Source organism: Coleofasciculus sp. A1-SPW-01, from assembly GCF_040217205.1.
Lineage (GTDB): Bacteria > Cyanobacteriota > Cyanobacteriia > Cyanobacteriales > Coleofasciculaceae > Coleofasciculus > Coleofasciculus chthonoplastes_A.
The window spans coordinates 1-24,637 of sequence record NZ_JAVJNP010000203.1 but is presented as its reverse complement, the minus strand read 5'-3'; the positions used below and the strand labels follow the sequence as shown (position 1 = coordinate 24,637).

Here is a 24,637-nt window from a genome sequence, read left to right as displayed (position 1 = left end):
AAGGCAAAATCTAGGGATGGGCAATCCCGAAGTAACGCTACAGGAGTTGGAGCCTCTACGCTACTTGGCGCAAGCCTGGTAGAGCAAGTTCTGACGATGAATGTAGAATCCCACGCGCTTTAAGCCGTGGGAGTGTCAATTTAATCATTCAACTATTGCCATCTGTTCGAGACTTAAGTCAAGATCGTAATTATATGTGATGAAAGGGTTTAATCCAATGACCATTTCTGCGGATACAGTATTTTCAAATTTACAGAAAATTGACCAAGTTGATCCGGTAACTAGTGCTATCTACCGAGAACAAGCCCAAGAGGTACTGGCTACACCATCGATCACGCTGAAACTTCGATCCGCGATCGCGGATCGACTCAATCGCGCTAATAACGATCTAGCACTGCATACCGTAGGCAGCGAAGATAGTTACTAGTTGAGGCTGGTGGGCACTGCCCACCCTACGGTCTATTTTCGGCTAGTTTAGTGGGAATTTAATTCCATGGGGTTGAGACAAACCATCTAAGCCACGACTCAGCTTGAGTTGAGCTACAGTAAGGAATAGAGAACGATTCGCCATAGCAATCAGGGGACTACTCATGTTAATTTTGGTTGCTCATCCTAAATGTGGCAAAAGCTCAAGCAGAATATTTCTAAATGGCAAGGGGTACTGATCACTGCCCCCACTGTCGCCGGATTGGTGATCGCTACGGCTTGGACGGGTTCGTTTCAGCTTCTCGAATGGGCAACACTCGACCAATTTTTTCAGCAGCGTCCCCAAGAACCAGTTGATCCCCGCATTCTGGTGGTAACCATTGATGAGTCTGATATTACTCAGATTGGGACGTGGCCCATTCCTGATCAGGTCTTAGCACAGTTACTTAGAAAAATAAACGCCCAACAGCCGAGGGCGATTGGCTTGGATTTGTACCGTGATTTGCCAGTTGAACCGGGTCATCAGGAATTAGTCGAGGTGTTTCAGTCTACACCAAATCTGATTGGTGTGGAAAAAGTTGTCGGAGAGACAGTCGCACCATCGCCAACCCTAAAACAACTGGATCAAGTGGCGATGGCTGATTTAGTCTTGGATGCGGATGGCAAAGTTCGTCGCGGATTGCTGTCTGTGCAATTAGACGATGAGTCCATCCACTTGGGATTAGGGGTAAAGCTGGCGTTAATGTATCTAGACGCCGAAGGGATTACCCTGCAAATGACGGATGAAGCTAAGAGTCATTTACAGTTGGGTAAGGCGGAATTTGTGCCATTGGCGGGGAATGAGGGTGGCTATGTTAATGCTGATGTGGGTGGCTATCAAATCCTCTTAAACTATCGCGGACCGAGAGAGAACTTCCAAACTGTATCCATTGCTGATATTTTAGAGAATCGGATACCACCAGATTTGATGCGCGATCGCATTGTTCTGATTGGCGCTACCGGACAGAGTGCCAATGACTTATTCTTTACACCCTATAGTCAAAATACCATTGGTTCTCGTCAGCAAACACCGGGCGTGATTATTCATGCCAATATCGCCAGTCAGATTATTAGTGGGGCGATGGCGGGACGCCCTTTAATTAAGGCGATTGATGGACGCCCTTTAATTCCCTTCATTGATAGAATAAACCAACCGTCTTGGCTGACAATTTGGGTTGATCCAGTCGAGTGGTTATGGATTGTCGTCTGGTCTTTTATTGGTGCTGGAGGAAGCTGGAAACTCCAACAAGCGAACCAATTCGCGGATAGGATTTTTCCCCGCTGGATGGTTGTCGGTTTCGGCACGTTCTTCATGGGTAGCATCCTGGTGGTGGGGAGTTATGGGGCGTTTCTCGTTAACTGGTGGTTACCCGTGGTTTCCCCCCTAGCGGCATTAATCGGATCATCAATGGCGATCGCACTTTACCAAACCTGGGAATTGCAGCGCTACAATGCTGACTTAGAAATATTACTCGAAACCACCACGGCTCATTCCGATGCGATTGAGGAGGAGTTACATCAACAAGCCGAAGAAGCCGCACGGGAAAGTGAACGCCGCTTAGCCCAATTCCTGGAAGCGGTTCCGGTTGGCGTAGCGGTATTAGATGCAACCGGAAAAACCTATTACCTGAATCAACGGGCGCAACAGTTAATGGGTAAAGGCGTGGTTCCTGATACCTTTGCTGAACAATTCGCTGAGGTCTATCAATTTTATATTGCTGGAACTGAACAACTCTATCCGGCGGACTTATTGCCCGTGGTGCAAGCGTTAATGGGAGAAAGTGCCACGGCTGATGACATTGAAATTCACCAGGGCGATCAGATTATTCCGATTGAAGCTTGGGGTATCCCAATTTTTGATGAAGGGGGCAAAGTCACCTTTGCGATCGCGGCGTTTCAAGATATTACTGAACGGAAAAAAGCTGAAATTGAACGCAAGGATTTCACGGCTCAACTCCTGCAACTGAATCAAGCCTATGAACGGTTTGTCCCAGAAAATTTCCTGAAATTGCTGGACAAGAAAAGTATTGTCGATGTCAAACTCGGCGAGGCGGTGCAGAAGGAAATGTCAATTCTATTTTCGGACATTCGTTCCTTCACTACTCTCTCGGAACGGATGAGTTTAGAGGATAATTTTAAATTTATCAATGCCTATCTGTCGCGCATGGAACCTGCGATTGTCGAACATGATGGCTTTATTGATAAATATATCGGTGATGCGATTATGGCGCTATTTAATGGTAGTGCTGATGATGCGGTTCGCGCCGGAATTGATATGTTAAATCGGTTGACTGATTATAATAAAACGCGGCAACGTCCAGATCGTCCCCCGATTCAGATTGGGATTGGGATTAACACTGGTTCGCTGATGCTGGGAACCGTGGGCGGACACAATCGCATGGATGGTACAGTGATTAGTGATGCGGTCAATTTAGCCGCTCGCTTAGAACAGCTTACGAAAGAGTATGGGGTATCCTTATTAATTTCTCACCACACGTTTTTACAGCTAAATCATCCGGTTGAATATGCCTTTCGGATCATCGGTCAAGTTCAGGTTAAGGGCAAAAGTGAAATGGTCTCTGTTTTTGAAATATTTGAGGCAGATCCACCAGAACTGCGCTCGGTCAAGTTAATGACGAAGCCTGATTTTGAGAAGGCTCTATTTCTGTATAGTAAACATTTATTTAAAGAATCTGCCCAAATATTCCAAGAGTGTTTACATATTAATCCCGTTGATCAAGTAGCTCAAATTTATTTAGATGCTTGTCAGAAACAGGGTGAAGATTGAAATCGTTATTGTGGAGGGAACAGGGAACGGGGAATACCCAATTTAAATGCCCATCAGCTGATCACACTGATTACCTAGAGTGTCAGTTCAGTAATAGCCGTTAAAATAAGTTAATTGTAGGGGCGGGTTTAGCTGTTTAATTGGGATATCTACCGATAACCTCTAAACCAAACCCGCCCGTTATTATAACGTGGGTTAATCAGGCAACTCTGAACCCGATTATCAACAGAGTCAAAAATTTGAGGGTTTAACGTTGATGAATTTCTTTTTTCCGCTTCTGGGACTACTGCTAGGACTCTTCGCGATCGCGATCCTACTCTATCTGGTTACGGGTCGCCGCTATCAATCCTCTGAATCGGTGGTCAATTCTTATGACCAATGGACAGAAGATGGTATTTTAGAGTTTTATTGGGGCGAACATATCCACTTAGGGCATTATGGCTCACCGCCTCAACCCAAGGATTTTTTAGCCGCAAAATCAGATTTTGTGCATGAAATGGTGCGTTGGGGAGGACTCGATAAATTACCCCCAGGAACCACTGTTTTAGATGTCGGGTGTGGCATCGGCGGCAGCAGTCGTATTTTAGCACGGGATTACGGGTTTGCCGTAACCGGAATTAGCATCAGTCCCCAACAAATAAAACGCGCTCAGGAGTTAACGCCAAAGGACTTAGATGCGACATTTTTAGTCGATGATGCGATGGCAATGTCTTTCCCAGATGCCAATTTTGATGTGGTTTGGTCAATTGAAGTGGGTCCTCATATTCCCGATAAAGCTCTTTTTGCCAAAGAATTAATGCGGGTACTCAAGCCTGGTGGTATTCTGGTTGTTGCTGACTGGAATCAACGGGATGATCGCCAGAAACCACTTAATTTTTGGGAACGCCCGGTAATGCAGCAACTCTTGGATCAGTGGTCTCATCCAGCGTTTTCTAGCATTGAAGGGTTTGCGGAACGGTTGCAGGAAACCGGACTGGTTGAGGGTAGTGTAGCAACGGCAGATTGGACAGAGGAAACGCTTCCATCTTGGCTTGATACTATCTGGCAAGGCATCATTCGACCTCAGGGATGGCTACAGTTTGGTCTATCCGGTTTTATCAAGTCTGTGCGAGAAGTGCCGACAATTTTATTAATGCGGCTAGCCTTCGGTTCTGGGCTTTGTCGATTTGGTATGTTTCGCGCTATTCGAGCCAATTCTCCAGCCAATTTAACCGAAACCGTCTCGACTCAAGCTGTGGCGACAGAACGGTGATGAATCAAATTTGACTCTAAGCAAGATCCCCGACTTCTCCAAGAAGTCGGGGATCTGTCTGTGTACCTCAGTGGTATCAGGTTTATTTGGCTTGCGCTGTGCTGATCGTGTTTTTGTTGACATGGGGGTATGACCTATCCCTGCTATCCTTAGATTTTGTGAAAACTGGATCAATCCTGATATGACTTGCATAAGCCTGGAGTAGAGGTACAATATGTTCCCTACAGATAGTGGTTCAACGGTACAGCAAGCGTCAGTCCTGACTATTCAGGTCAATGTTGCCTCTAGAGATAACTATTATGGAGCCGTGGTTAAAATTACTTCTGCAATGGGCTGTCCCTGTTTTTAAGACCCTGGTCTATCTGAAAACGACCAATCAATTTAATGGTATACCCTTAAACGAGAAACCAACATCTGAACCCAAACCTCTTATCTTACCCTATCAGGGGGTCGATGAAGTCCCTCAAGGAGAAAAACTGGTGGCAATGGGGCAACATTTTGCCAATAAACTGCCAGATGTGATCAACGCGATCGCGCAAACCGTAGATGAAACGGATCACCTAGAACAGCAGCGCTTCCAGCAACAGAAAGCCCTTCAGCAGCAACTCGTCGCCGAACATCGCCAAACCCTATTCAAACTCGCCGCCTATCAACGGGAAACCACCCTCCAGTTACCGGAAGTCCATAAAATCCTCGATCATTGGCCCCTCCGCCTGTTCCCCTCCCAACTCCTCGAACCCCATCGCCCCAATCGCCCGATTCCCCTGCGAATTTTTATTGCCCCTCCCCAGGTTCAGTTTGAACGGTTTGGGGAAATGAACTCAGAAGTGCCAGAAATTGAACTGGGTTTGGCGCAACGATTGCGAGAATTCTTAAGTCAACATTATCCCCTGCATTCTCAAGTGAGACCCACTGAATTTTTAGGCGGGGCGTGGGAGAGTAAGCGGTTTCATAGTGAATCGAGTATTAAGGCGCTGTTTAGTTTATTGAAGTCTGAACCTACCTTAATTTTAGAATCAGAAATTGATGGCGATTTTCTGATTTTTCGCCTCGCTTATTGGGGATTGGGACAGGACAGTTATTGCTATTCAACCTTATGTAAGTTCTCCTATCGAGAGTTTATCTATGAATCAACAAAAGCCAGGGCGTTGAAATGGAAAACCACGCGAGATAAACTCCTGGCATTGGGAAAGAGTATTGAGGATATTAATGCCAAAGGTGGCGACAATGCGATTAATTTAGCCTACTGGGAAGAATCCGAAGAATTACAGCAAGCTGGAATTGATCCGGGGGAATTGATTTTTCCCTATAAAGTGAACCGCCGCGACTGGGACAACTTTTGCCAGTTTTTAAGTACCTGTCACTGTTTAGTGGCGGGCTGGGTGGCGGATATTCACCATCTGGTTCACTCGGATGTACCGCCGCTTTTGCCGGAATTATTACCACCATTAATTGCGGAAGTCTCTGATCCGAATTTAGTCCAAGTGGTGATGCAAACCACTCTTTCAATTTATCAAGAGGTGTTACAGTCACTGGTTAGTGAACGCCCTTACTGGGAACCGGAACTGAGTTTAAAATTGGCACAGAGTTTAACCTGTTTACCCGATAAATCCTGGGCAACAATACAGATTAAATCGTCTCTGAAAGCGTGGCTGCAACAACGGAAACAGCCGCATCAAGAAGGCTTACAGGCATTTGAAGCCATGCGATTGGTATTAACCCAACAGGATCACCACTATTGCCAGATGCTACAATCCTGTTTAGCCGCCGTGGGCGATGAACAAGGGGCAAATCAAGTTCAGGAGTTGCTAGAGGCGATCGCATCCCGTCAACAGCAGCAGACGTTGGCTAATCTAAGCTTAACCTCTACGTTCACGGGACTCAGTGGTAAAGTGAGTGCGATCGCGATTCATCCCCATGGACGTACCCTGTTAAGTTGTGGGGGTGACAGTACGATTAAGATTTGGGATATTATCAGCCTGAATTCGACACCTATTCAGCAATTAAATGGGCATTCTGGTGGAGTTTTAACCCTTACCCTTAGCCGGGATGGGCAGATTTTAGCCAGTAGCGATCAGTCAAAAAATCGCAGTTATATTAAAGTCTGGAATCTACATCAGGGTAAACTGTTGTGGACGCTTTCTGGACATCGCAAGCAAATTCATTCCCTAGCAATTAGTCCGGATAATCACACTATTGCTAGTGGTTCCCACAAAATTAAGTTATGGAACTTAAACACAGGAGAACCCTTCCGCACGCTATTTGGGCATAAAGAATGGGTGTATTCTCTGGCGATTAGTCCCGATGGTCAAAGTTTAGTGAGTGGGAGTGGAGATAAGACGGTTAAGATATGGAAATTGGCAACCGGAGAACTATTACGGACGCTGAGTGGACATAAAGCCAGTATCAGGGCGGTGGCGATTAGTCCTGATGGACAAACGATTGTCAGTGGAAGTGAAGATAAGACGATTAAGTTATGGGATTTTGAGACAGGGAAACTCCTGACTACATTAACCGATCATACAGGAGCCGTGTATGCGATCGCGCTGAGTCTCGATGGTGACTATCTCATCAGTGGAAGTGAGGACAAGACAATCAAGATTTGGCATCTGCATCGGGAAGAACTCATGCAAACCCTTGAGGATCATACCGCCCCAGTATACGCCCTTGCCATTGGTGGTGATGGACTCCTCGCCAGTGGGAGTGAGGATAAGACGATTAAATTGTGGCGTCCCTTGTAGAGACGCGCCATGGCGCGTCTCCCTTATTGGCGTTTGTGCTATCAAGACGAACACAGAAGGTTAATCAAGGATTGAGGTATCTCTTCAAAATGCTCTAACAAAAAATCCATAATTGCCAGATGGCGCAAGTCAACGGGTTGAGGACGATGATAGCCTTTCCCTCGGTTAAACCAACTCTGAACCGTCCCCTGGGAACGAGAACAGATGTGAGAAAGTTGCTCATAAGTGACATCCCATTTGGCATAAAACTGCTTGGGTGTCATCCCTAATTCACAGTAACAATAGAGGTGAATGATGTATTGTTCCCGCTGAGTAATTGGGCGGGGATAGTTTCGCCCTTGGGGATTATAGCGTCCAGTTGGACTATGCACAGATAGAGGCGCAATCCGATGGCAAGAAGGGGTGGGATAACAGTAGAGATTTTGATCATTTTGATCCTCTTCACTCATCGGTTCAATCTCTTCTATTTCCTCACCATGGCGCAGGGTATTTAAAGCGCCAGCGATGAGTTTACCGTTGAGACTTTCGATCAACTGCTGAATAAATAGCTTCGCGATCGCATCGACTTCAGCATCCGTTAGATGCATTTGCGACGCATCAAAATCAATATCGCGATAGTGCTTGAGTAGAGACAGGAGTTGGGTAATCCCCAATTTCGTTAACGCTTGCTGGGCAGAGGTTTCAACGGTATGGCTGGTGTCGAAGTGAGGCAGTAAAGGTTTCATAGGGTTCTTTTCCTTATGTCATATTAGTGTATTGCTTGCTTGTAACAATGTTATAACAAAACAATCAAAATTAAAACCCCTTTCTCTCGAAAAAAAGAGCCAGGGGGGAAATACTTGAATCAAAAAACGTAGGGTGGGTTAGGCGGAACTTAAACCCAAGCGATAAGCATTTAATGAAGTATCCGCCGTAACCCACCAATATTAAGCTGTCATGCATTTAAATTGGGTATTAGTAGCGAGCAAGATGCTCGCCCTACAAGGATTTCACCATTATTGACATTAAGGTTTAAATGCCGAACAGCTTAACGGGGGAAAATATGATTCAATCAATATTTCAGACAATAATCCTAAACTTGGTTGGGTTTCTTGCGTCAACCTAACCGACAACTACACCTCAAAAAACGTAGGGTGGGTTAGGCGGAACTTAAACCGAAGCGATAAGCCTTTAATGAACAATCCGCCGTAACCCACCGATATTAACGGGGCGGTGTATTATTTAATTAATAAGTCAGAAATAATCATTATTATTAATATTGGTGGGTTTCCTAAGTCAACCCAACCTACTCTCACATTCAAGCTTCTCCCATTAACTGTATTACGGCATCAATAAACCTCTGACTAAAATATATTCCTTGCTTAAGCATGGCATCTAAAAAGGGTTTGACTTCTTCAATCTCTCCTAATTGCTTCGCTTTAATCAAAATTCCAACTGAACCGGAAACATTAAGATTGAGAGACTCTGCTACCTTTCTACCCGTTAACTCATCAATTAAAACAAGTTTAGCCTTTTCTTCTAATGCCAAGGTAATTACTTCTGCTTCTCCTCGATCAAGGCTAGGCAGTAGTAAAGCGAGTTGTTCTTTAGCGGTAATCGCCTGACGATTAATCCAAGTCTCTTGTTCTAAGTCAATAAATCCAGTTTTGTTGTGAGTATAATCTGATATTTCTTTAGCCACAGCATCAGGTATCGTCAACTCCCCAACTATTTGTCGCAATAAAGATAACTGATTGATTTTGGCAAAAGCAATTAAAGGTGTGGCATTGCTGATAATCATTGTTTGTTTACAATTGACTTATTCCTTGGATTTCGCGTTCTAAAACGGATTCATCATAATCAAAAATTATAATACCTTTTGCCGCTAAAACATCCATAAATTCTAAACGATTAATTCCTGCCAGTTCTGCTGCTTTGCCCAAAGATAATTTTTTCTCCTGAAAATAGGTGATTGCTGCTAACAAGCGCAGATTTTGGGTTAACTCCAGCGAACCCACTTTTAAAGCGGCGAGCAAATCTTGAGAAATTTGAAAAGAAATTGTCTCCGTTGTCATCAGAGTAATTATTCCTTTAGCTTTCCACCACCTTGTATTGTAACGTAGGGTGGGTTAGGCGGGACTTAAACCCAAGCGATAAGCCTTTAATAAAGTATCCGCCGTAACCCACCAATATTAACTACACCTCAAAAAACGTAGGGTGGGTTAGGCGGGACTTAAACCGAAGCGATAACCCTTTAATGAAGTATCCGCCGTAACCCACCGATATTAACGGGGGAAAATATTATCGAATCAATATTTCAGACAATAATCCTAAACTTGGTTGGGTTTCCTACGTCAACCTAACCGACAACTCCTAAAATCAAGCAATAGATTACACGGTTAACCCTTCGACTTCGCTCAGGGTTAAATCGGGCGCACGTCAGTCATTGGTGTCAACTTAAGGTGAAAGTCAATGCTGGCAATGTTTTAAGCTGTTTCTATCTACTCCTCAACATTTTCCCCCTCATCCCCTAACCCCTTCTCCCACCCTGGGGAGAAGGGGAACCGGATTCTCTTGCTCCCCTCCCCCGTGCAAAAAAAGCGAAGCAACATCTGGTCTCCCCATGGAACAAAAAGCGAAGCAACATCTGGTTTCCCCCTTTTTAAGGGGGACGGAAGGGGGATCAAATAGGGGGACGGAAGGGGGATCAAATAGGGGGACGGAAGGGGGATCTAAAAGGGGGAAGAGGGGCTGGGGGAGAGAGGTTGAGCTTAAGTTGACACGGATGCACGGAGCGTGCGCCCCTACAATTTGTTTGAGACAACAGGCGTCAAACTCACGCCGTTCTTCGTCCGATGCCTTAACCTCAGTCAAGATATACTGAAAGCAGCGACATCTAACCGCTAAATCCTCTACAGTCTTCATTTCCGGATTACTGACATGACCCGCAAACCCCAGTTATTAACCCAAACACTGGTTGGATTTGCCTTTGCTCTCGGTGCGACGGTGACATTCAGCCAACCTAGCCATGCTCGACGAGATACGTTCTTCTGTGGGATGAGTAATGGTCAACCTGCAACCATTGTTCGCACCTCAAAATGGGGAAATCTTCCCATGATTCGCTGGGTTGATGACTCATTTCCGCCGCCTTGGAAGCCGACTCGACGTTGTGAGGAGATATCTGCTAGATTTCAGCGATTTTTGGATAATGGACTCTTGCGATACCTGAAAGGTGGGTGGTTAAATGGTCAACCTGTCTTGTGTGTCGCTGCTTACAAAGGGGGTGATTGTCTACCGAATGGGTTAATCGTCACACTTAAGCCAGATAGTAACCCGGAACGTATTCTAAATTCACTCCTGGATTATAGGAATCATGCTGGCGGACCGATCAATTTGAGGAGTGGATTGCTCTCCACTGTTGATGGTGAATTATATTTCAATATTGGTGATTTTCTCACTGAGGGATCTGGGGAAGAGAGTACAATGCCTAACCCAGAAGAACTTCCTCCGGGATCTTTGTGGGATTTGTAAGCCCATTACAGGTGAATCCGAGATGTACCGAGAAGCACTGATATCAATTATTTGTGTGGGTGGCTTATTTGTGGCGCTATCCACAACAGTGCTAAATGACCAAGGTGCTAATTCCGGTGAGTTTGTGGAAGCGTCATTCACTCAACTCTCCGTCAAGCAACTCCATACATTAGCTGAGTCAATCACGGTGAAAGTGTTATCCGGGGGGTTTTTGGGGTCAGGGATTTTAATTGACCAACAGGGTTCAGTTTATACCGTGCTGACAAATGCCCATATCCTTCGGTCAGCCGAACCTCCCTATCAGATTCAAACCCCAGATGGTCAGATTTATCAAGCCGATGTGCCGCAAAATGTGTCGTTTCCGGGTCATGATTTGGCGCTGTTGCAGTTTCATAGTCCTGATGGGCGCTATCCCGTAGCGTCTCTGGGGACTTCACCACGGGTAGGGGGTGAGGTATTTGCGGCGGGATTTCCCTTTGTCGATGACTTGTCTCAAGTTCCTGTTATTCGGGATAAACAGGGCGGATTTGTCTTACAAGTTGGTCAGGTTTCTCTGATTCTGGACAAAGCACTAGAAGGAGGCTATCGGATTGGGTACACAAATCCAGTTGAAAAAGGGATGAGTGGGGGACCTTTGTTGAATAATCGAGGTCAGGTGGTGGGAATTAATGGGATGCACGCCGAACCCCTGTGGGGTGATCCTTATATCTATATGGATGGTTCAATTCCAGAACCGGATTTGCGCGAACAGATGAGTCATTATAGTTGGGGAATTCCCATTGATGCGTTTGTCCAGTTCGCGCCACCTGCTTTTATACCGCGTAGCAGGAATAACCTACCGAGTCACAATAGAGGAAAAAACAGCGACCATCAACCCGATAGTCTTCCTTACTTTTTAGGAAGCTTTCCCAACCTCTCTCCAAACCTCTCTCCTGCAAGGAGAGAGGCTTTGAATTTCCCTGATACTGTTTTATGAAATGAACTGGATTTTGATTAGCGGGGTAGTCTAAACGATGATCCAATTTCCCTATCACATACCAGCCGCCCTCATCGGTACAGCGATTGTCTTGGTACAACCTCAGCTTGCTGTCGCCTTAAGCAAAGACGAGGTGAACGCCATCGCCAAGGAAATTACCGTGAAAATCAGTGGCGAAAATAATGGTTCTGGCATAATTTTTGAACGAGAGGGTAACACCTATTATGTCCTGACCAATTGCCATGTGATTTATCAGCCGGGGCGATATGAAATCGAAACCCCTGATGGTGAGATCTATCCAGTTTATTACAGCGAAGAAGTGCCAGGGTTAGATGCGGTGGTGTTGCGGTTTGAGAGTGACAAAACCTACCCCACGGCTGATCTGGGTAACTCTGACCAAATGACCGAAGCAACTACTATATATGTGGTGGGTTGGGCAGATGTTCTGCCGGGAACAAATGAACGTACCTATCAGTTTACTAGAGGACAGATTACCAGTCGTTTAACGAATCCAGATGACGGCTATTCTCTGATCTATACCAATCCCACGATTCCCGGTACATCCGGTGGTCCAATGTTGGATGAGAAGGGGCGCGTGGTGGGAATTAATGGACGAGCAGAAATTGAACCCAACACCCAACGAGTGTTTAGTTTTGGGATTCCGATTAATACCTTTTTAGTGGCTCGCAATGATTTGGAACAGATAGATAGTACCCCAGTTGTTGCCCAGGAACCAACCGCTCAAAACCTGATTAGCTTGGCAGGGATAAAAACGGAGAAAGGAAACTATCAGGAGGCTATTGCTGATTTGACTCAAGCGCTGCGGCTGAGTCCCAATAATCCAGAGGCTTACTATCGGCGGGGAAATGCTTACGTTGAGCTAGAAAATTATCAAGCAGCGATTGAGGATTTTAATCAGGTACTGCGGCTCAATCCTGACAATGCTTTAGCGTACTTCAGTCGGGGTTATTCTCGTCTTCAATTGGGAGATCACCAAGGAGCGATCGCGGATTACAATCAAGCGATTAAACTTAATCCTGACAATGCTGTTGCCTACTACAACCGGGGTAATGCCCGCTATAACCTAAAAGACTACGAAGGGGCGATCGCGGATTACAATCAAGCGATTAAACTTAATCCTGACGATGCTGTTGCCTACAACAACCGGGGTATTGCTCGCAGAAACCTAGAAGACTACCAAGGAGCGATCGCGGATTACAATCAGGCGATTAAACTTAATCCTGAGTATGCTGATGCCTACAACAACCGGGGTGTTGCTCGCAGAAACCTAGAAGACTACCAAGGAGCGATCGCGGATTACAATCAGGCGATTAAACTTAATCCTGAGTATGCTGATGCCTACAACAACCGGGGTGTTGCTCGCAGTAACCTAGAAGACTACGAAGGAGCGATCGCGGATTACAATCAAGCGATTCAGCTTAATCCAGATTTTGCTCATGCCTACTACAATCGAGGTATTGCCCGCAAAAACCTGGGAAATTCTCAACACTCAAATACTTGGCAACGAAGGTTTCCAGAAACTCGGTTTGATAATTCTTTGCCCGGAGTGACAATAGATCTTTACAATCAAGATATGTTTAACCAAACGATGATTGAAATTAATCTTGATAATGCTTATGCCTACTATGACCAAGCGCTTGAAGATTTCCGCAAAGCTGCCGAGATTTATCAGCAAGAAGGAAATAGAGAATGGTATCAAAAGGCACAGCAAATAATTAGAGAACTTGAGATTAAAACAAATTATAGAATTCAGTGATTATAACCCTTCGGAAATGTCAAAGGCGAACGATAAGGCTTCGCCTACATTCCTAAACTCCTATCAAAATAGAAGTAAACAATTAGATCACCTATGGCACAAACCAAAGCCATATCCAAAACAATCACTAGCTTACTTGACCTCCGAGAGAGATTTAATCTGACGCCAACAACCAATGAGCAATTCTCCTCAGAGTTTACCCAAGACTTACCGGAACTAACCGACTCGGAAATCGCCACATTAGACCAAATCCGCCACCGATTCTGGCGTCATCGAGAACGCGGTTCCTTAGCCGAAGGAACGATTAATCAATTAGTCATCTCTCCGTTATTAACCCTCGCGGGTTTATACGACGAACCCTTTTTTTTAGACAAATTATGCTGCAACATTTAGCTGAATAAATTGCAGGGTACAGGCGCTATCTGTTAGGGAACGGCATTATCTATCGGTGTCAATTTAAGCTATACCCCTCACCCCCAGCCCCTCTCCCAACCCCCCTCGTTCCCCCCTTTTAGATCCCCCTTCCGTCCCCCTTCAATAGGGGGAGACGAGATGTTGCTTCGCTTTTGTTGCACGGGAGAGGGGAGCAAGAAATATCTGATACCGAGTTGCATTCTAAGCTGTTCGGCATTTAAACCATAATGTCAAGAATTGCGAAATCCTTGTAGTGCGTTAAGCGAAGCCATGCCGCAGGCTTTGCATCTTGCTCGCTACCCATTCCCAATTTAAATGCGTGACAGCTTACCATGTCATTCTGAGCGAAGCTAAGAATCTGGACAGATGCTTCGCTACACGGAGCCTGCCCTCGAACGAAGTGAAGGGTTACGCTCAGCATGATAAATTCTACCTTAGACTGCAACTTGGTATGATTTGATATGATTCCCCTTCTCCCTTGATGGGAGAAGGGGTTAGGGGATGAGGGTGAAAAGCAAGAGGGGTCAGCTTTCACCTTAAATTTACACGAATGGACATTACCCTATCCCTCGGATAAAAATCATCGCACTTTAAACGATTTAATCATCACCTCTTCCACAGGTTTCAACCCATCCTGATATTCACCTTCTTGTGCCGTATACGTCACAATATAAGCCTGATTCTTCTTCAACACCCAAACTTGCATCGACTTTAACCGGACATTATTCTCCTCATCCTTCCCCGTATAAATCACCCGATGAGCCTTAAGCTGTTCGGCATTTAAACCTTAATATCAATAATGGCGTAATCCTTGTAGTGCGTTTAGCGAAGCCATGCCGCAGGCTTTAGCGAAGCCATGCCGCAGGCTTTGCATCTTGCTCGCTACTAATACCCAATTTAAATGAATGACAGCTTATCCCCCGCCAACCTTGCTGACTCCGACGAAAAAATCTTCGCCTCTGGCAAAAACTCAATAATTTCTGCCACCGATGCCGTAGTATAATCCGCTAAAGACATCGATTCCGTCAACGGTTCCACACTAATCGTCAATTCCGGTTTAAACCCAGTTGAATTATTCCCCTTTGGCACAAATCGAGCCACCGTTCCACTAAACGGATCACCCGTTCCTTTTTGTTCCCAGGTTTTCGGATAATTCATCTGAATTCCTAACCCTTCATTCTCATAAACTAAGGTATCCGCCACCTGTGCTAACCGTTCATCCATGCGGAAAAATTGCCTAAATTCTGGAATCACCACCACAGCCGCTAAAAACGAACCCATCGCCACCACCAATCCCAAATCAATTCTGAGTAACTTTAAAACCCACCCAAACTTCCCCGACGATTGCAACCGCTTCACCGCCTTTAACGCCTCCGTCGCTGACTGATAGCGGCGGCTAAAATGACAGCGCACCATGGTATCAATCACCTTTGCCAACTTCGGATTAATTTTTAACCGTTCCCGCCAGATAATTTCCCCCGTCTTCCCATCTTCAGGTAAATTTTGCGGTGCGATTCCCGTCAACGCTTGAATCGCAATCATTCCCACGGCATAAATATCACTCGCTAACCTCGGTTTCCCTTGGGTTTGTTCGCTGGGCATATAGCCTTCTGTACCCACCGCAATGGTAAAATTTGATTGTCCTTGGGGCGTGACAACCTGAGTGGTAATTTGTTTCACCGCGCCAAAATCAATCAAAACTAACTTTTTATCAGACTGACGCCGAATAATATTGGACGGTTTAATATCCCGGTGAATCACATTCTGTTCATGGACAAATTCCAGGATTTCCAGAATTCCCTGTAACAGCTTAATCACTTGTTCTTGACTCAACCGTTTTCCCGGCTTCACCTCTTGACTTAACGGCTGTCCCGCGATAAGATCTTGAACTAAATAAAACTCCTGATTTTCCTCAAAATGAGCCAAGAGGCGCGGGATTTGCTCGTGATTTCCCAAACGATTCAAGACTTGGGCTTCAGCTTCAAATAAACGCTTTGCCTCTTGTAACGTAAACGGATCAGTAGACTGAGGATGTAAATGTTTGACCACACAATGGTCATGATTGGGACGCTGTAAATCTTCAGCCAGATACGTCTGACCAAACATTCCGCCGCCCATAAGGTCAATAATGTGATACCGTCCAGCTAGTGTTTGTCCAATCATCAAACCGTCATCCCCAGAGATGTCTGACTGAAAATCTTCTACATCATAGTTTATTGACGAACGGATCGCATCTCAGGAAGAGGGCGCACGTCAGTGCGCCCCTACGTGGATTTATTCTTTGACAACGTTGTTAACCTCTGAGTTAATCTGAATATCTGCCGGCTCTTCCAGAATAAAAACTGTACCGAGTAAAGCTGTGGCAATCATCAATAAAAATCCGGAAATTACTAAACCATTGGCAACAGTCCAGAGGGGATGTTTACGACGCTCTTGCTGAAGGCGATCGCGACCACGTTTTTCCCTCCCCATCAATAGCACCCAGTAAAAGCCTCCTTTTGGAAATGGCATCGATAACCGCAAATCAACAGTATGTTTTTTCGATGCACGACTCCCGAAGGTTTGTTTGAGTATTTCCAGTTGAGTAGGATTAAACGTTGCCGCCGTTTTCGGGGGAATTCGAGCGAAAAATTGTTCAATGAATGGATCGGGTTTTGACAGCTTCATACAATGCGAATTTGGCTTAATCGAGTTGCGAAAACAAATTTAAAATAAAATAAAATAAAATAAAATAAAAAAGTGGATTAAAATAGAGGATTGTGTTCACTGTCCCAACATTGCCCCTCTGACCAAGTTCTATTGCTTTTCTGGCATTGTTCTGAGTTGGTAATCCAAGGCAGACTGGTAGGATAAGCCGTTGTGGGAAGACTAAAAGATTTAAAGGAAGCGAAGACGACTGAAACTGTAGCATAGCCGGAGGTTAGCAATAACGAAAAAAAAGCCGTAATCAATACAATATTGGCAGGCGTCCATAGTGGAAATTGAGAACGTTCAGCACGCCGCCGTTGAGGAGAGCGAGATTCTCGTCCGCCTAACAAAACGAGATAAAAGCGGCATCCAGGAATCGGTAAGGTTAAGCGGATATCAACCGGATGCGTTTTCCAAGGGCGGGGACTAAAGGCATATTTAATCGCCTCTAACTGTTCGGGTGTGAATGTCTGGAGTGTTTCCGCAGGAATTTGGGCAAAAAAGGGGTCTGAAAAAGGGGTCTTACTCATGGTTCGGCTTATAGTTCTCGTGTAGCAATCCAACTCGCGATCGCGAAAAACAAATTCGATAAATCTAAGCACCCAAAAATCGCTGGTGAGTCAGTTCCAGTTAACAAATTTTCAACTAATTGAGCCTTGTCTTCCAGCGGAAGTTGTTCAACAAGTTGCTTCACTTCTGCCAATAAAATAGAATGTTGATGAACCCGCATAAAACATCACCTTGACTCTAAATCAATCCTAGAGATATTTGGCTTATTTTTCCTCCGGGAAATTACACAAAAAAATAGGACTTATAATTTGCCGATTCCGCAATTACTCGGACATATAGCAACAGGTAGAAAGCAGAGAGTAGAAGGGAAGAGAAGTGATTCCGAACAAAGGACTCCCACCCTTGTAGTGCGTTAAGCGAAGCCATGCCGCAGGCTTTGCATCTTGCTCGCTACATTGAGCATCTTGCTCGCTACTCATACCCAATTTAGATGCATGACAGCTTATGACGAATGACCAATGACAAATGACCCATAACAAACCCTCAGAAAAAATACGGTGAATGAGGATAATCAAGTTTTCAGAGTCCGTAAACCTACGGATGTCAAATCCAGTTGACTTGACGTTTGATAAAAGATAAGACCCCAGACTCCTCTATCGTTACACTTCTGAAGTTTGCCATGTCACTCCTAGACCTCTCCCTCTCGTCATTACCGTTAGAGGCGGTAATTGATCCTTATCCCTTGAGTGTTGCACCTGATACAACCTTGAGTGAGGTTATCCGTCTGATTGCTCAAGAAGCTGGATGTGATTGCACCCTCGGTTTATCAGACACGTCTACCAAAAGTTGCCATCCCTTACCCGATTGGCGTTTGATGAAGCAGGCGAGAACCAGTTGTGTTTTAGTCATGCAGGGAATGCAACTGCTGGGTTTGTTGACAGAGCAAGATTTTGTCCGGTTAGCCGCGTTGGATATAAATTTAGACGCACTGACGGCGGCTGATGTGATGACTCGGAAATTAGTCACTCTAAACGCATCAGACTGTCAAGATGTAACAATCATCCTCAACTTGTTCCAGCAACATGGTATTCATCATCTACCCATATTCAATGAGAGTGGTTATCTTTTGGGAATTGTCACCCCCCAGAGAATGCGCCACCTCCTACAAATGACGGATGTAATGGGGTTACATTCTGTGGCTGAAGTGATGACAACTCAGGTAATTTGTGCGCCTCCTACAGCACCAGTGCAAAAGTTAGCTCAGTTGATGGCAACTCATGGTGTTGGTTACGTGGTGATTGTTCGACAGAGGGAACAGGGAACAGGGGAGACAGTTACAGATTTAGACTTTTCCTCTGTTTTATCGTTTCGTCAATCCCCTATTCCCATGGGAATTGTTACAGCCGACGATATTGTTCAGTTTCAAACATTACCCTTAGATTTTCAACAGCTTGATGCCCAAACGGTAATGAGTTCGGCGTGGTTTAGTATTCGTGCTGATGATTTTTTAGGGACGGCATATCAACGGATGCAACAGTGGCACACTCAGCAATTGATCGTCTTAGGAAATCAGGGAGAATGGCAGGGAATGATTGACCAAGACAGCTTGTTGCGGGCGATAAACCTGAATAGCAAAACCTTCTCGTTTCTCAATCCAATTTTGCCCTCTATTTCTCCAGCTAATGCTGAACTGACTCCTAAAACTGATACCCAGTCGCAGTTAATACTCAGTCAGGGCGGGTTTTGTACAAACGATACCATCAATAGCGACAAGAAAATTCCTAAACCCGCCCCTACAAACCAGGTTCCCTACGAGGGTGGCGAAGGGTCAACACTCAACACTCAACACTCAGCCAAGGAACACCTGCTTTACAGCATATCCTCGCGAATTCGTCAATCTCTGCACCTTGAAGACATTCTCAAAACCACCCTGCAAGAAGTACGAGAATGGCTTCAAGTTGACCGGGTACTAATTTATCGATTTCACTCCGACTGGAGTGGTACTGTGATGGTGGAATCGGTGGGTGCTGAATGGGAGTCCCTGTCTGGCGTGGTTGTTCATGATCCCTGCTTTGAAAAAACAAGTGTTGAGTCTTACAAAAACGGTCGTTTCCAAGCCACAGCCGATATTTATACCGCTGGACTTACCCCTTGTCATGTTGAACTTTTAGCCAGCTTACAAGTTCGCGCTAACTTAGTGGTTCCTATCATTAAAGACGATGAATTATGGGGACTGCTGACGGCTCAACAGTGTCATGCACCTAGACAGTGGCAAACGTCAGAAATTGAGTTACTGCAACAGTTAGCTGTACAGGTAGGAATTGGGATTCAACAATCGAGTCTATTTGAGCAGGTGCAAACGGAACTCATCCAACGTAAACGAGTGGAATTAGAACTGCAACAGGCGAAACAAGAACTAGAACGCCGGGTTGAAGAACGCACGGCTCAATTGCAGCAAAGTAACCAAAAATTACAGCATGAAATTGCCGAACGTCAACAGGTAGAAATCCAATTGCGACAAAAGTTAGCAGCGATTGAAGCCACCACAGAAGGAATTGCGATTCTTAACGCTAAGGGGGAGTATACGTATCTAAACCCCGCCCATGTTCAACTGTTTGGATATGATACCTCGGAAGCGTTGCTGGGGAAGTCTTGGCGACACCTGTATCCTCCAGAGGAAATCACGCGATTTGAGCGCGATATTTTTACCATTTTGCAGCAACAGGGGTATTGGCGCGGTGAAGCGGTGGCGCTACGTCAAAATGGGAGTAAGTTTGCTGAGGAAGTCTCCCTAACGTTGACTCCAGAGGGTAATTTTATTTGTATCTGTCGCGATATTACCCAACGTCAGCAAACGGAAGCGGCGCTGCGAACTAGCGAAGAACGATTCCGCTCAACCTTTGAACAGGTGACGGTGGGAATTACGCATACCGGATGGGACGATCGCTTTTTGCGAGTGAATCAAACATTCTGTGATATCGTCGGGTATACGGTGGATGAACTGTTGACGAAAACCTTTGTGGATATTACCCACCCCGATGACGTTGATGGAGATAAATACTATGTTAACCAGTTGTTAGCGGGTGAGATTAAGACATTCTCTATGGAGAAGCGCTACATTCGCAAAGACGGCTCAATTGTTTGGGTGAATCTCAGGGGTTCATTGGTGCGGAAATCTACCGGGGAATTGGACTATTTTGTCGGTGTGATCGAAGATATTCGCGATCGCAAGCGCACGGAAGCGGCGCTACAGGAGAGTGAGCAACGGTTTCGCCAGCTTGCGGAGAACATTCATGAGGTGTTTTGGATTACCGATGTGGCAAAGTCCCAGATGATATATGTTAGTCCAGCCTATCAACAGATCTGGGGTCGTAGTTGTCAAAGTATTTATGACAATCCTTTATCCTTTGTCGAAACGATTCATCCAGAGGATCGAGAGCGGGTGATGGCGGCGTTTGCGAAACAAGCTAGGGGAGAGTATCACGAAGACTATCGGATTATCCAGCCTGGAGGTGAACAGCGTTGGATTCGCGATCGCGCGTTTCCGGTTTATGATACCTCTGGACAAGTTTACCGGATTGTGGGAATTGCCGAAGATATCACCGAGTATAAGCAAGCCGAACAGGAGATTCGCCAAGCCTTAGCACGAGAACAGGAACTCAATGAACTCAAATCCCGGTTTATTTCCATGACTTCCCATGAGTTTCGCACGCCTTTAACCACAATTCTCAGTTCGACAGAATTACTGAAATATTATTCCTCGAAGTTCACGGAAGAGAAAAAACAGATTCATTTTGAGCGAATTCAATCAAATGTTCATCATATCACTCAAATGCTGAATGATATCCTCTTGTTGGGTAAAGCCGAAGCTGGAAAATTAGACTTTAACCCGGCTCAGATGGATGTACGACAATTTTGTCAACAGTTGGTTGAGGAGTTTCAACAGGGAATCGGTCACCGACATTCTCTGTGCTTTACTCATCAGGGGCAATTGACACCCGTTTCCCTTGATGAAAAATTACTGCGCCATATCCTGGGTAATTTATTATCAAACGCGCTGAAGTATTCCCCGATTGATCGTCCAGTTTGTCTGGAACTCACTTGTCGCCACAACGAATTAATTTTTCGCATCAAAGACCAAGGTATCGGCATTTCTGAAACCGACCAAAAACGGCTCTTTGAATCATTCCATCGCGGCACCAATGTAGGAAATATTTCGGGGACAGGTTTGGGACTATCGATTGTCAAAAAAGCTGTGGATAGACATGGAGGTACAATTAACTTGGAGAGCAAACTTGGTGTCGGGACAACGTTTACAGTAGTGATTAGGCTTTAATTCTTGATTATTGAAGTCGGCTGATTCCCTAAAAAGCAACTGAACTGAGGTAAGATGTATGAATACAATTTTAATTATTGAAGACGAAGAAGGGATTCGAGATAATATTTATGAACTGTTATCAGCAGAAGATTTTGAGGTACTTTTAGCAGAAAATGGTAAAACTGGCATCCAGTTGGCGCAACAGCAACGACCAGATTTAATTATCTGTGACATTATGATGCCAGAAGTGGATGGATATGGAGTGTTAACACAGCTACGGCAAAATCTATCCACCGAAGCCATTCCGTTTATTTTTCTCACCGCTAAATCCGCCAAAGCTGATCTGCGTCAGGGGATGGAATCTGGCGCAGATGATTATTTAAGTAAACCGTTTACCAGAGAGGCGTTACTGAGAGCGATCGCGGCGCGATTTGAGAAACAAGGGGTTCTGGAACGACAATCTCAAAAGAAGCTAGACGAGTTGCGCGGTCAAATCTGCCATTCCCTCCCCCATGAGTTATATACACCCCTAAATGGAATCATCGCTTCATCTAGTTTTTTTATCAATGAATACGATGATATTGACCGAGATGAAGCCCTAGAAATTCTACAAGATATTCACACCTCCAGTCAACGGTTATATCGGCTGACAAAGAACTTCTTACTCTATGCTGAACTGGAATTAATGGCAAATGATCCAGCACGGCTTCAGGCGTTACAAAGTCGCGAGGTAAAAACGGATAGTCAACCCCTAATTTTTGAGGTCGTTCATCAAAAAGCCAAGCAAGTTGATCGAGAAGCAGATTTAGAGTTAAACCTGCAAGGAAGCAAGATTTATATGTCGGAACCGAATCTGCGGAAATTGATAGAAGAACTGATTGATAATGCGTTTAAATTTTCGCCACCTGGAACAAGCGTTAGTATCTGCGATCGCGTCGAGCAAAATCGGGTCATTCTCAGCATAACTGATCAGGGACGAGGAATGACATCGGAGCAAATCGCCAAGCTGGGAGCCTACATGCAGTTTGAGCGCAAACTCTATGAACAACAAGGGTCAGGATTAGGGTTAGCGATCGCCCAGCGTTTAGTTCAATTACATGGGGGAGAATTAACGATTGAAAGTAATCCTGGCAAGGAAACAACGGTGTCTGTTAGTTTAGCTGGTAAATGAGGAGTTACCATCCTACTTATGGTACTATTTAGCGAAAGAAAAAACGACAATGAATGAAAAAGCACTCCTCCAATTTATCAAAACTCACGAATCAAGCCATTGCTGTTTTATCAGTCATTGGCTTAAGTGGGTTTCCCCTGTCGGCAATTGCTGAAACCTTCCGATTGAGGGAAGCAACGGTATCGGATGTTAACCAAGCGTTTGATAGTGGGGACTTGACATCTGAGCAATTGGTGCAACTTTATCTAAACCGAATCCAAGCTTATGAAGATAGAAATGCTGGGATTAATGCGCTAATTTCCATCAATTCCAATGCACTGGCTGAGGCAAAAGAACTCGATCGAGAACGGCAAGAGAAAGGCAAGCGTAGCCCGTTGCACGGAATCCCGATTATCCTCAAAGATAACTATGATACAGCCGATATGCCAACTACAGCAGGCTCGGTTTTACTCAAAGGCTCTGTGCCACCAGACGATGCATTTACCGTCCAGAAGCTACGACAGGCGGGGGCAATTATTCTCGCCAAAGCCAACATGAGCGAGTTCGCTTCATCGGATGGCTGGCTTGGGTATAGCTCTTTGGGTGGGTTAACCTTAAATCCTTATAACTTGAGTCGCAATCCTTCTGGCTCAAGTGGGGGTAGTGCGGCTGCGATCGCGGCTAACTTGGCGATGTTGGCAACGGGAACGGATACATCCGGCTCGATTCGCGGTCCGGCAGCCGTTACTGGTATTGTGGGTATCAAACCGACTCAAGGGCTAGTCAGTCGGGATGGCATTGTCCCTCTTACCCTTTCCTTCGATACAGCCGGACCCATGGCGCGAACAGTCAGAGATGCTGCGATCGCGCTTGGCATTATGGCAGGCGTCGATGCCAATGATTACCGTACTTTAGAAAGCCAGGGCAAGTCACACCAGGATTACACCCCATTTCTCAAGGCAGATGCTTTGAACGGCGCTCGAATTGGAGTGGCTATTGATTTCCAAGGAGGAAACCCAGAAGTAGACGCCTTAACCAAGGCGGCGGTTGCCAAGCTGAGGGAACTCGGTGCAACGGTGGACGTTGTAGACTTTTCACCCAAGCTAGAAAATCTTTGGTCTTTAATGGAGAAGGTGACGGCGGCGGAATTTGAACCGCAGATTGAAAACTACCTTAAGACTCTTAACACTTCGTTTCCCGACAACTTAGAGAGCATGATTTCTTTGAGCTTGTCTAATCGGATTGCGAATTCAATGCAGGCGTTAAACCCTGGTCGCATTCACGGCTTTAAGGAATCGCTAGAACACCGAGAATTAGCTGATATTGAATACCTCAGTATCATTCATTTTGAGTTTCCCCAAGTTCGTCAAGAGATTCTGGGCATTATGCAAGCTCAAAACCTTAATGCGATCGTTTTTCCGACAATGCTTTGTCCGGCTAGTCCTTTATACATGATACAAAATGATCCAACTTACCAGTGCAACGTAGACGATCCCTATACACCAGGGTATTTAGCCAACGTCTCTGGCTTTCCAGGAATTTCTGTACCGATGGGCTTTACCGAGCAGGGATTACCTCTAGGATTGACCTTTTTTGGCGCTCCTTATACTGAGCAAGAATTGCTGGGATTCGCTTACGCTTATGAACAAGCGACCCAGTTTCGACGCCCTCCGGCAAACACACCTTCCTTATCCGATGAGTCAAGAAATTAACAGCCGGGAAAGTCTAAGTAGGGTCTGCTGAATAAGACTTTTGTTGGGGGGAAGAGACTGAAGTTCCCCCCGTCCAGATGTACTATAGGGGACTGAACTCCTACTGCATAAGCATTTTAGCAATTTAGCCCCCTCAAATCGTACCCATGTATATTTAAGATTTTCTTAATAGTCTTAGGAGAGAATCTGTGAGACAATTGTAGTCATGTACATAGAACGTGTTCCGAACCGAAATTCCCCACCCGCCGTATTACTTCGCGAGTCCTATCGCGAAGGAAAGAAAGTGCGTAAACGTACCCTGGCTAACCTGTCAAAATTGCCGGATGAAGCGGTAGA

20 protein-coding genes are annotated in these 24,637 nt (G+C 45.3%); 11 read left to right on the top strand and 9 right to left on the bottom strand.

Annotation, left to right across the window (positions count from 1 at the left end; translation table 11 throughout):
* Positions 1 to 217 precede the first annotated feature (217 nt).
* Positions 218 to 427 carry a hypothetical protein gene (locus RH949_RS29420; RefSeq protein WP_044210115.1) on the top strand — a complete coding sequence of 70 codons (210 nt, stop codon included), beginning with the start codon at positions 218 to 220 and terminating at the stop codon, positions 425 to 427.
* Between the two features lie 42 nt (positions 428 to 469).
* Here RH949_RS29420 and RH949_RS29415 read toward each other — a convergent pair whose 3' ends face one another.
* Positions 470 to 592 carry a hypothetical protein gene (locus RH949_RS29415; protein ID WP_446358184.1) on the bottom strand — a complete coding sequence of 41 codons (123 nt, stop codon included), beginning with the start codon at positions 590 to 592 and terminating at the stop codon, positions 470 to 472.
* Positions 593 to 616: 24 nt separating this feature from the next.
* Here RH949_RS29415 and RH949_RS29410 point away from each other — a divergent pair, with 24 nt between their 5' ends.
* The 3 genes from RH949_RS29410 to RH949_RS29400 all read left to right on the top strand — a co-directional run bounded on the left by RH949_RS29410 (position 617) and on the right by RH949_RS29400 (position 7,246).
* Positions 617 to 3,253 carry a CHASE2 domain-containing protein gene (locus tag RH949_RS29410; protein WP_446358182.1) on the top strand — a complete coding sequence of 879 codons (2,637 nt, stop codon included), beginning with the start codon at positions 617 to 619 and terminating at the stop codon, positions 3,251 to 3,253.
* A gap of 256 nt (positions 3,254 to 3,509) precedes the next feature.
* Positions 3,510 to 4,505, top strand: coding sequence for a methyltransferase domain-containing protein (locus tag RH949_RS29405; protein ID WP_446358180.1), 996 nt, complete (start codon positions 3,510 to 3,512; stop codon positions 4,503 to 4,505).
* Positions 4,506 to 4,804: 299 nt separating this feature from the next.
* Positions 4,805 to 7,246, top strand: a complete 2,442-nt coding sequence (locus RH949_RS29400) for a WD40 repeat domain-containing protein (RefSeq protein ID WP_446358178.1) — start codon at positions 4,805 to 4,807, stop codon at positions 7,244 to 7,246.
* A 41-nt stretch (positions 7,247 to 7,287) separates the two neighbouring features.
* Here the strand turns inward: RH949_RS29400 and RH949_RS29395 are convergent, their stop codons facing one another.
* The 3 genes from RH949_RS29395 to RH949_RS29385 all read right to left on the bottom strand — a co-directional run bounded on the left by RH949_RS29395 (position 7,288) and on the right by RH949_RS29385 (position 9,300).
* Positions 7,288 to 7,971, bottom strand: coding sequence for a hypothetical protein (locus tag RH949_RS29395; RefSeq protein ID WP_446358176.1), 684 nt, complete (start codon positions 7,969 to 7,971; stop codon positions 7,288 to 7,290).
* A 572-nt stretch (positions 7,972 to 8,543) separates the two neighbouring features.
* Positions 8,544 to 9,026: a DUF3368 domain-containing protein gene (locus RH949_RS29390; RefSeq protein ID WP_446358174.1), complete on the bottom strand. Its 483-nt coding sequence runs from the start codon at positions 9,024 to 9,026 to the stop codon at positions 8,544 to 8,546.
* 7 nt (positions 9,027 to 9,033) lie between these two features.
* Positions 9,034 to 9,300 carry a UPF0175 family protein gene (locus RH949_RS29385; RefSeq protein ID WP_446358172.1) on the bottom strand — a complete coding sequence of 89 codons (267 nt, stop codon included), beginning with the start codon at positions 9,298 to 9,300 and terminating at the stop codon, positions 9,034 to 9,036.
* A gap of 865 nt (positions 9,301 to 10,165) precedes the next feature.
* Here RH949_RS29385 and RH949_RS29380 point away from each other — a divergent pair.
* The 4 genes from RH949_RS29380 (at position 10,166) to RH949_RS29365 (ending at position 13,902) form a co-directional block, all read left to right on the top strand.
* The gene (locus RH949_RS29380; RefSeq protein ID WP_446358170.1) at positions 10,166 to 10,756 is read left to right on the top strand and encodes a COP23 domain-containing protein; all 591 of its coding nucleotides are present in this window, start codon (positions 10,166 to 10,168) and stop codon (positions 10,754 to 10,756) included.
* Between the two features lie 22 nt (positions 10,757 to 10,778).
* Complete coding sequence (locus tag RH949_RS29375; RefSeq protein ID WP_446358168.1) at positions 10,779 to 11,732, top strand: S1 family peptidase; 954 nt, start codon at positions 10,779 to 10,781, stop codon at positions 11,730 to 11,732.
* A gap of 37 nt (positions 11,733 to 11,769) precedes the next feature.
* Complete coding sequence (locus RH949_RS29370) at positions 11,770 to 13,509, top strand: tetratricopeptide repeat protein (RefSeq protein WP_446358166.1); 1,740 nt, start codon at positions 11,770 to 11,772, stop codon at positions 13,507 to 13,509.
* Between the two features lie 93 nt (positions 13,510 to 13,602).
* Positions 13,603 to 13,902: a hypothetical protein gene (locus tag RH949_RS29365; protein WP_006104544.1), complete on the top strand. Its 300-nt coding sequence runs from the start codon at positions 13,603 to 13,605 to the stop codon at positions 13,900 to 13,902.
* 601 nt (positions 13,903 to 14,503) lie between these two features.
* On the opposite strand, the gene RH949_RS29360 is transcribed toward RH949_RS29365, so the two are convergent.
* The 5 genes from RH949_RS29360 to RH949_RS29340 form a co-directional block, all read right to left on the bottom strand.
* A complete protein-coding gene (locus RH949_RS29360) occupies positions 14,504 to 14,677 on the bottom strand; it encodes a hypothetical protein (RefSeq protein ID WP_446358164.1) in 174 nt (57 codons plus the stop codon).
* Between the two features lie 143 nt (positions 14,678 to 14,820).
* Positions 14,821 to 16,086: a protein kinase domain-containing protein gene (locus tag RH949_RS29355; RefSeq protein ID WP_446358162.1), complete on the bottom strand. Its 1,266-nt coding sequence runs from the start codon at positions 16,084 to 16,086 to the stop codon at positions 14,821 to 14,823.
* A 111-nt stretch (positions 16,087 to 16,197) separates the two neighbouring features.
* Positions 16,198 to 16,590: a hypothetical protein gene (locus RH949_RS29350; RefSeq protein ID WP_006104635.1), complete on the bottom strand. Its 393-nt coding sequence runs from the start codon at positions 16,588 to 16,590 to the stop codon at positions 16,198 to 16,200.
* 77 nt (positions 16,591 to 16,667) lie between these two features.
* Positions 16,668 to 17,141, bottom strand: coding sequence for a hypothetical protein (locus RH949_RS29345; RefSeq protein WP_006104596.1), 474 nt, complete (start codon positions 17,139 to 17,141; stop codon positions 16,668 to 16,670).
* An 8-nt stretch (positions 17,142 to 17,149) separates the two neighbouring features.
* Positions 17,150 to 17,341, bottom strand: coding sequence for a hypothetical protein (locus tag RH949_RS29340; RefSeq protein WP_446358159.1), 192 nt, complete (start codon positions 17,339 to 17,341; stop codon positions 17,150 to 17,152).
* Positions 17,342 to 17,800: 459 nt separating this feature from the next.
* On the opposite strand from RH949_RS29340, the gene RH949_RS29335 reads away from it, so the two are divergent.
* The 3 genes from RH949_RS29335 to RH949_RS29325 are packed head-to-tail and all read left to right on the top strand — an operon-like array spanning position 17,801 to position 24,301.
* Complete coding sequence (locus RH949_RS29335) at positions 17,801 to 21,457, top strand: PAS domain S-box protein (protein WP_446358157.1); 3,657 nt, start codon at positions 17,801 to 17,803, stop codon at positions 21,455 to 21,457.
* A 58-nt stretch (positions 21,458 to 21,515) separates the two neighbouring features.
* On the top strand, positions 21,516 to 22,610 hold the full coding sequence (locus tag RH949_RS29330; RefSeq protein ID WP_446358155.1) for a hybrid sensor histidine kinase/response regulator: 1,095 nt from the start codon (positions 21,516 to 21,518) through the stop codon (positions 22,608 to 22,610).
* Positions 22,611 to 22,663: 53 nt separating this feature from the next.
* Positions 22,664 to 24,301, top strand: a complete 1,638-nt coding sequence (locus RH949_RS29325; RefSeq protein ID WP_446358153.1) for an amidase family protein — start codon at positions 22,664 to 22,666, stop codon at positions 24,299 to 24,301.
* The last annotated feature ends 336 nt before the right edge of the window (positions 24,302 to 24,637 follow it).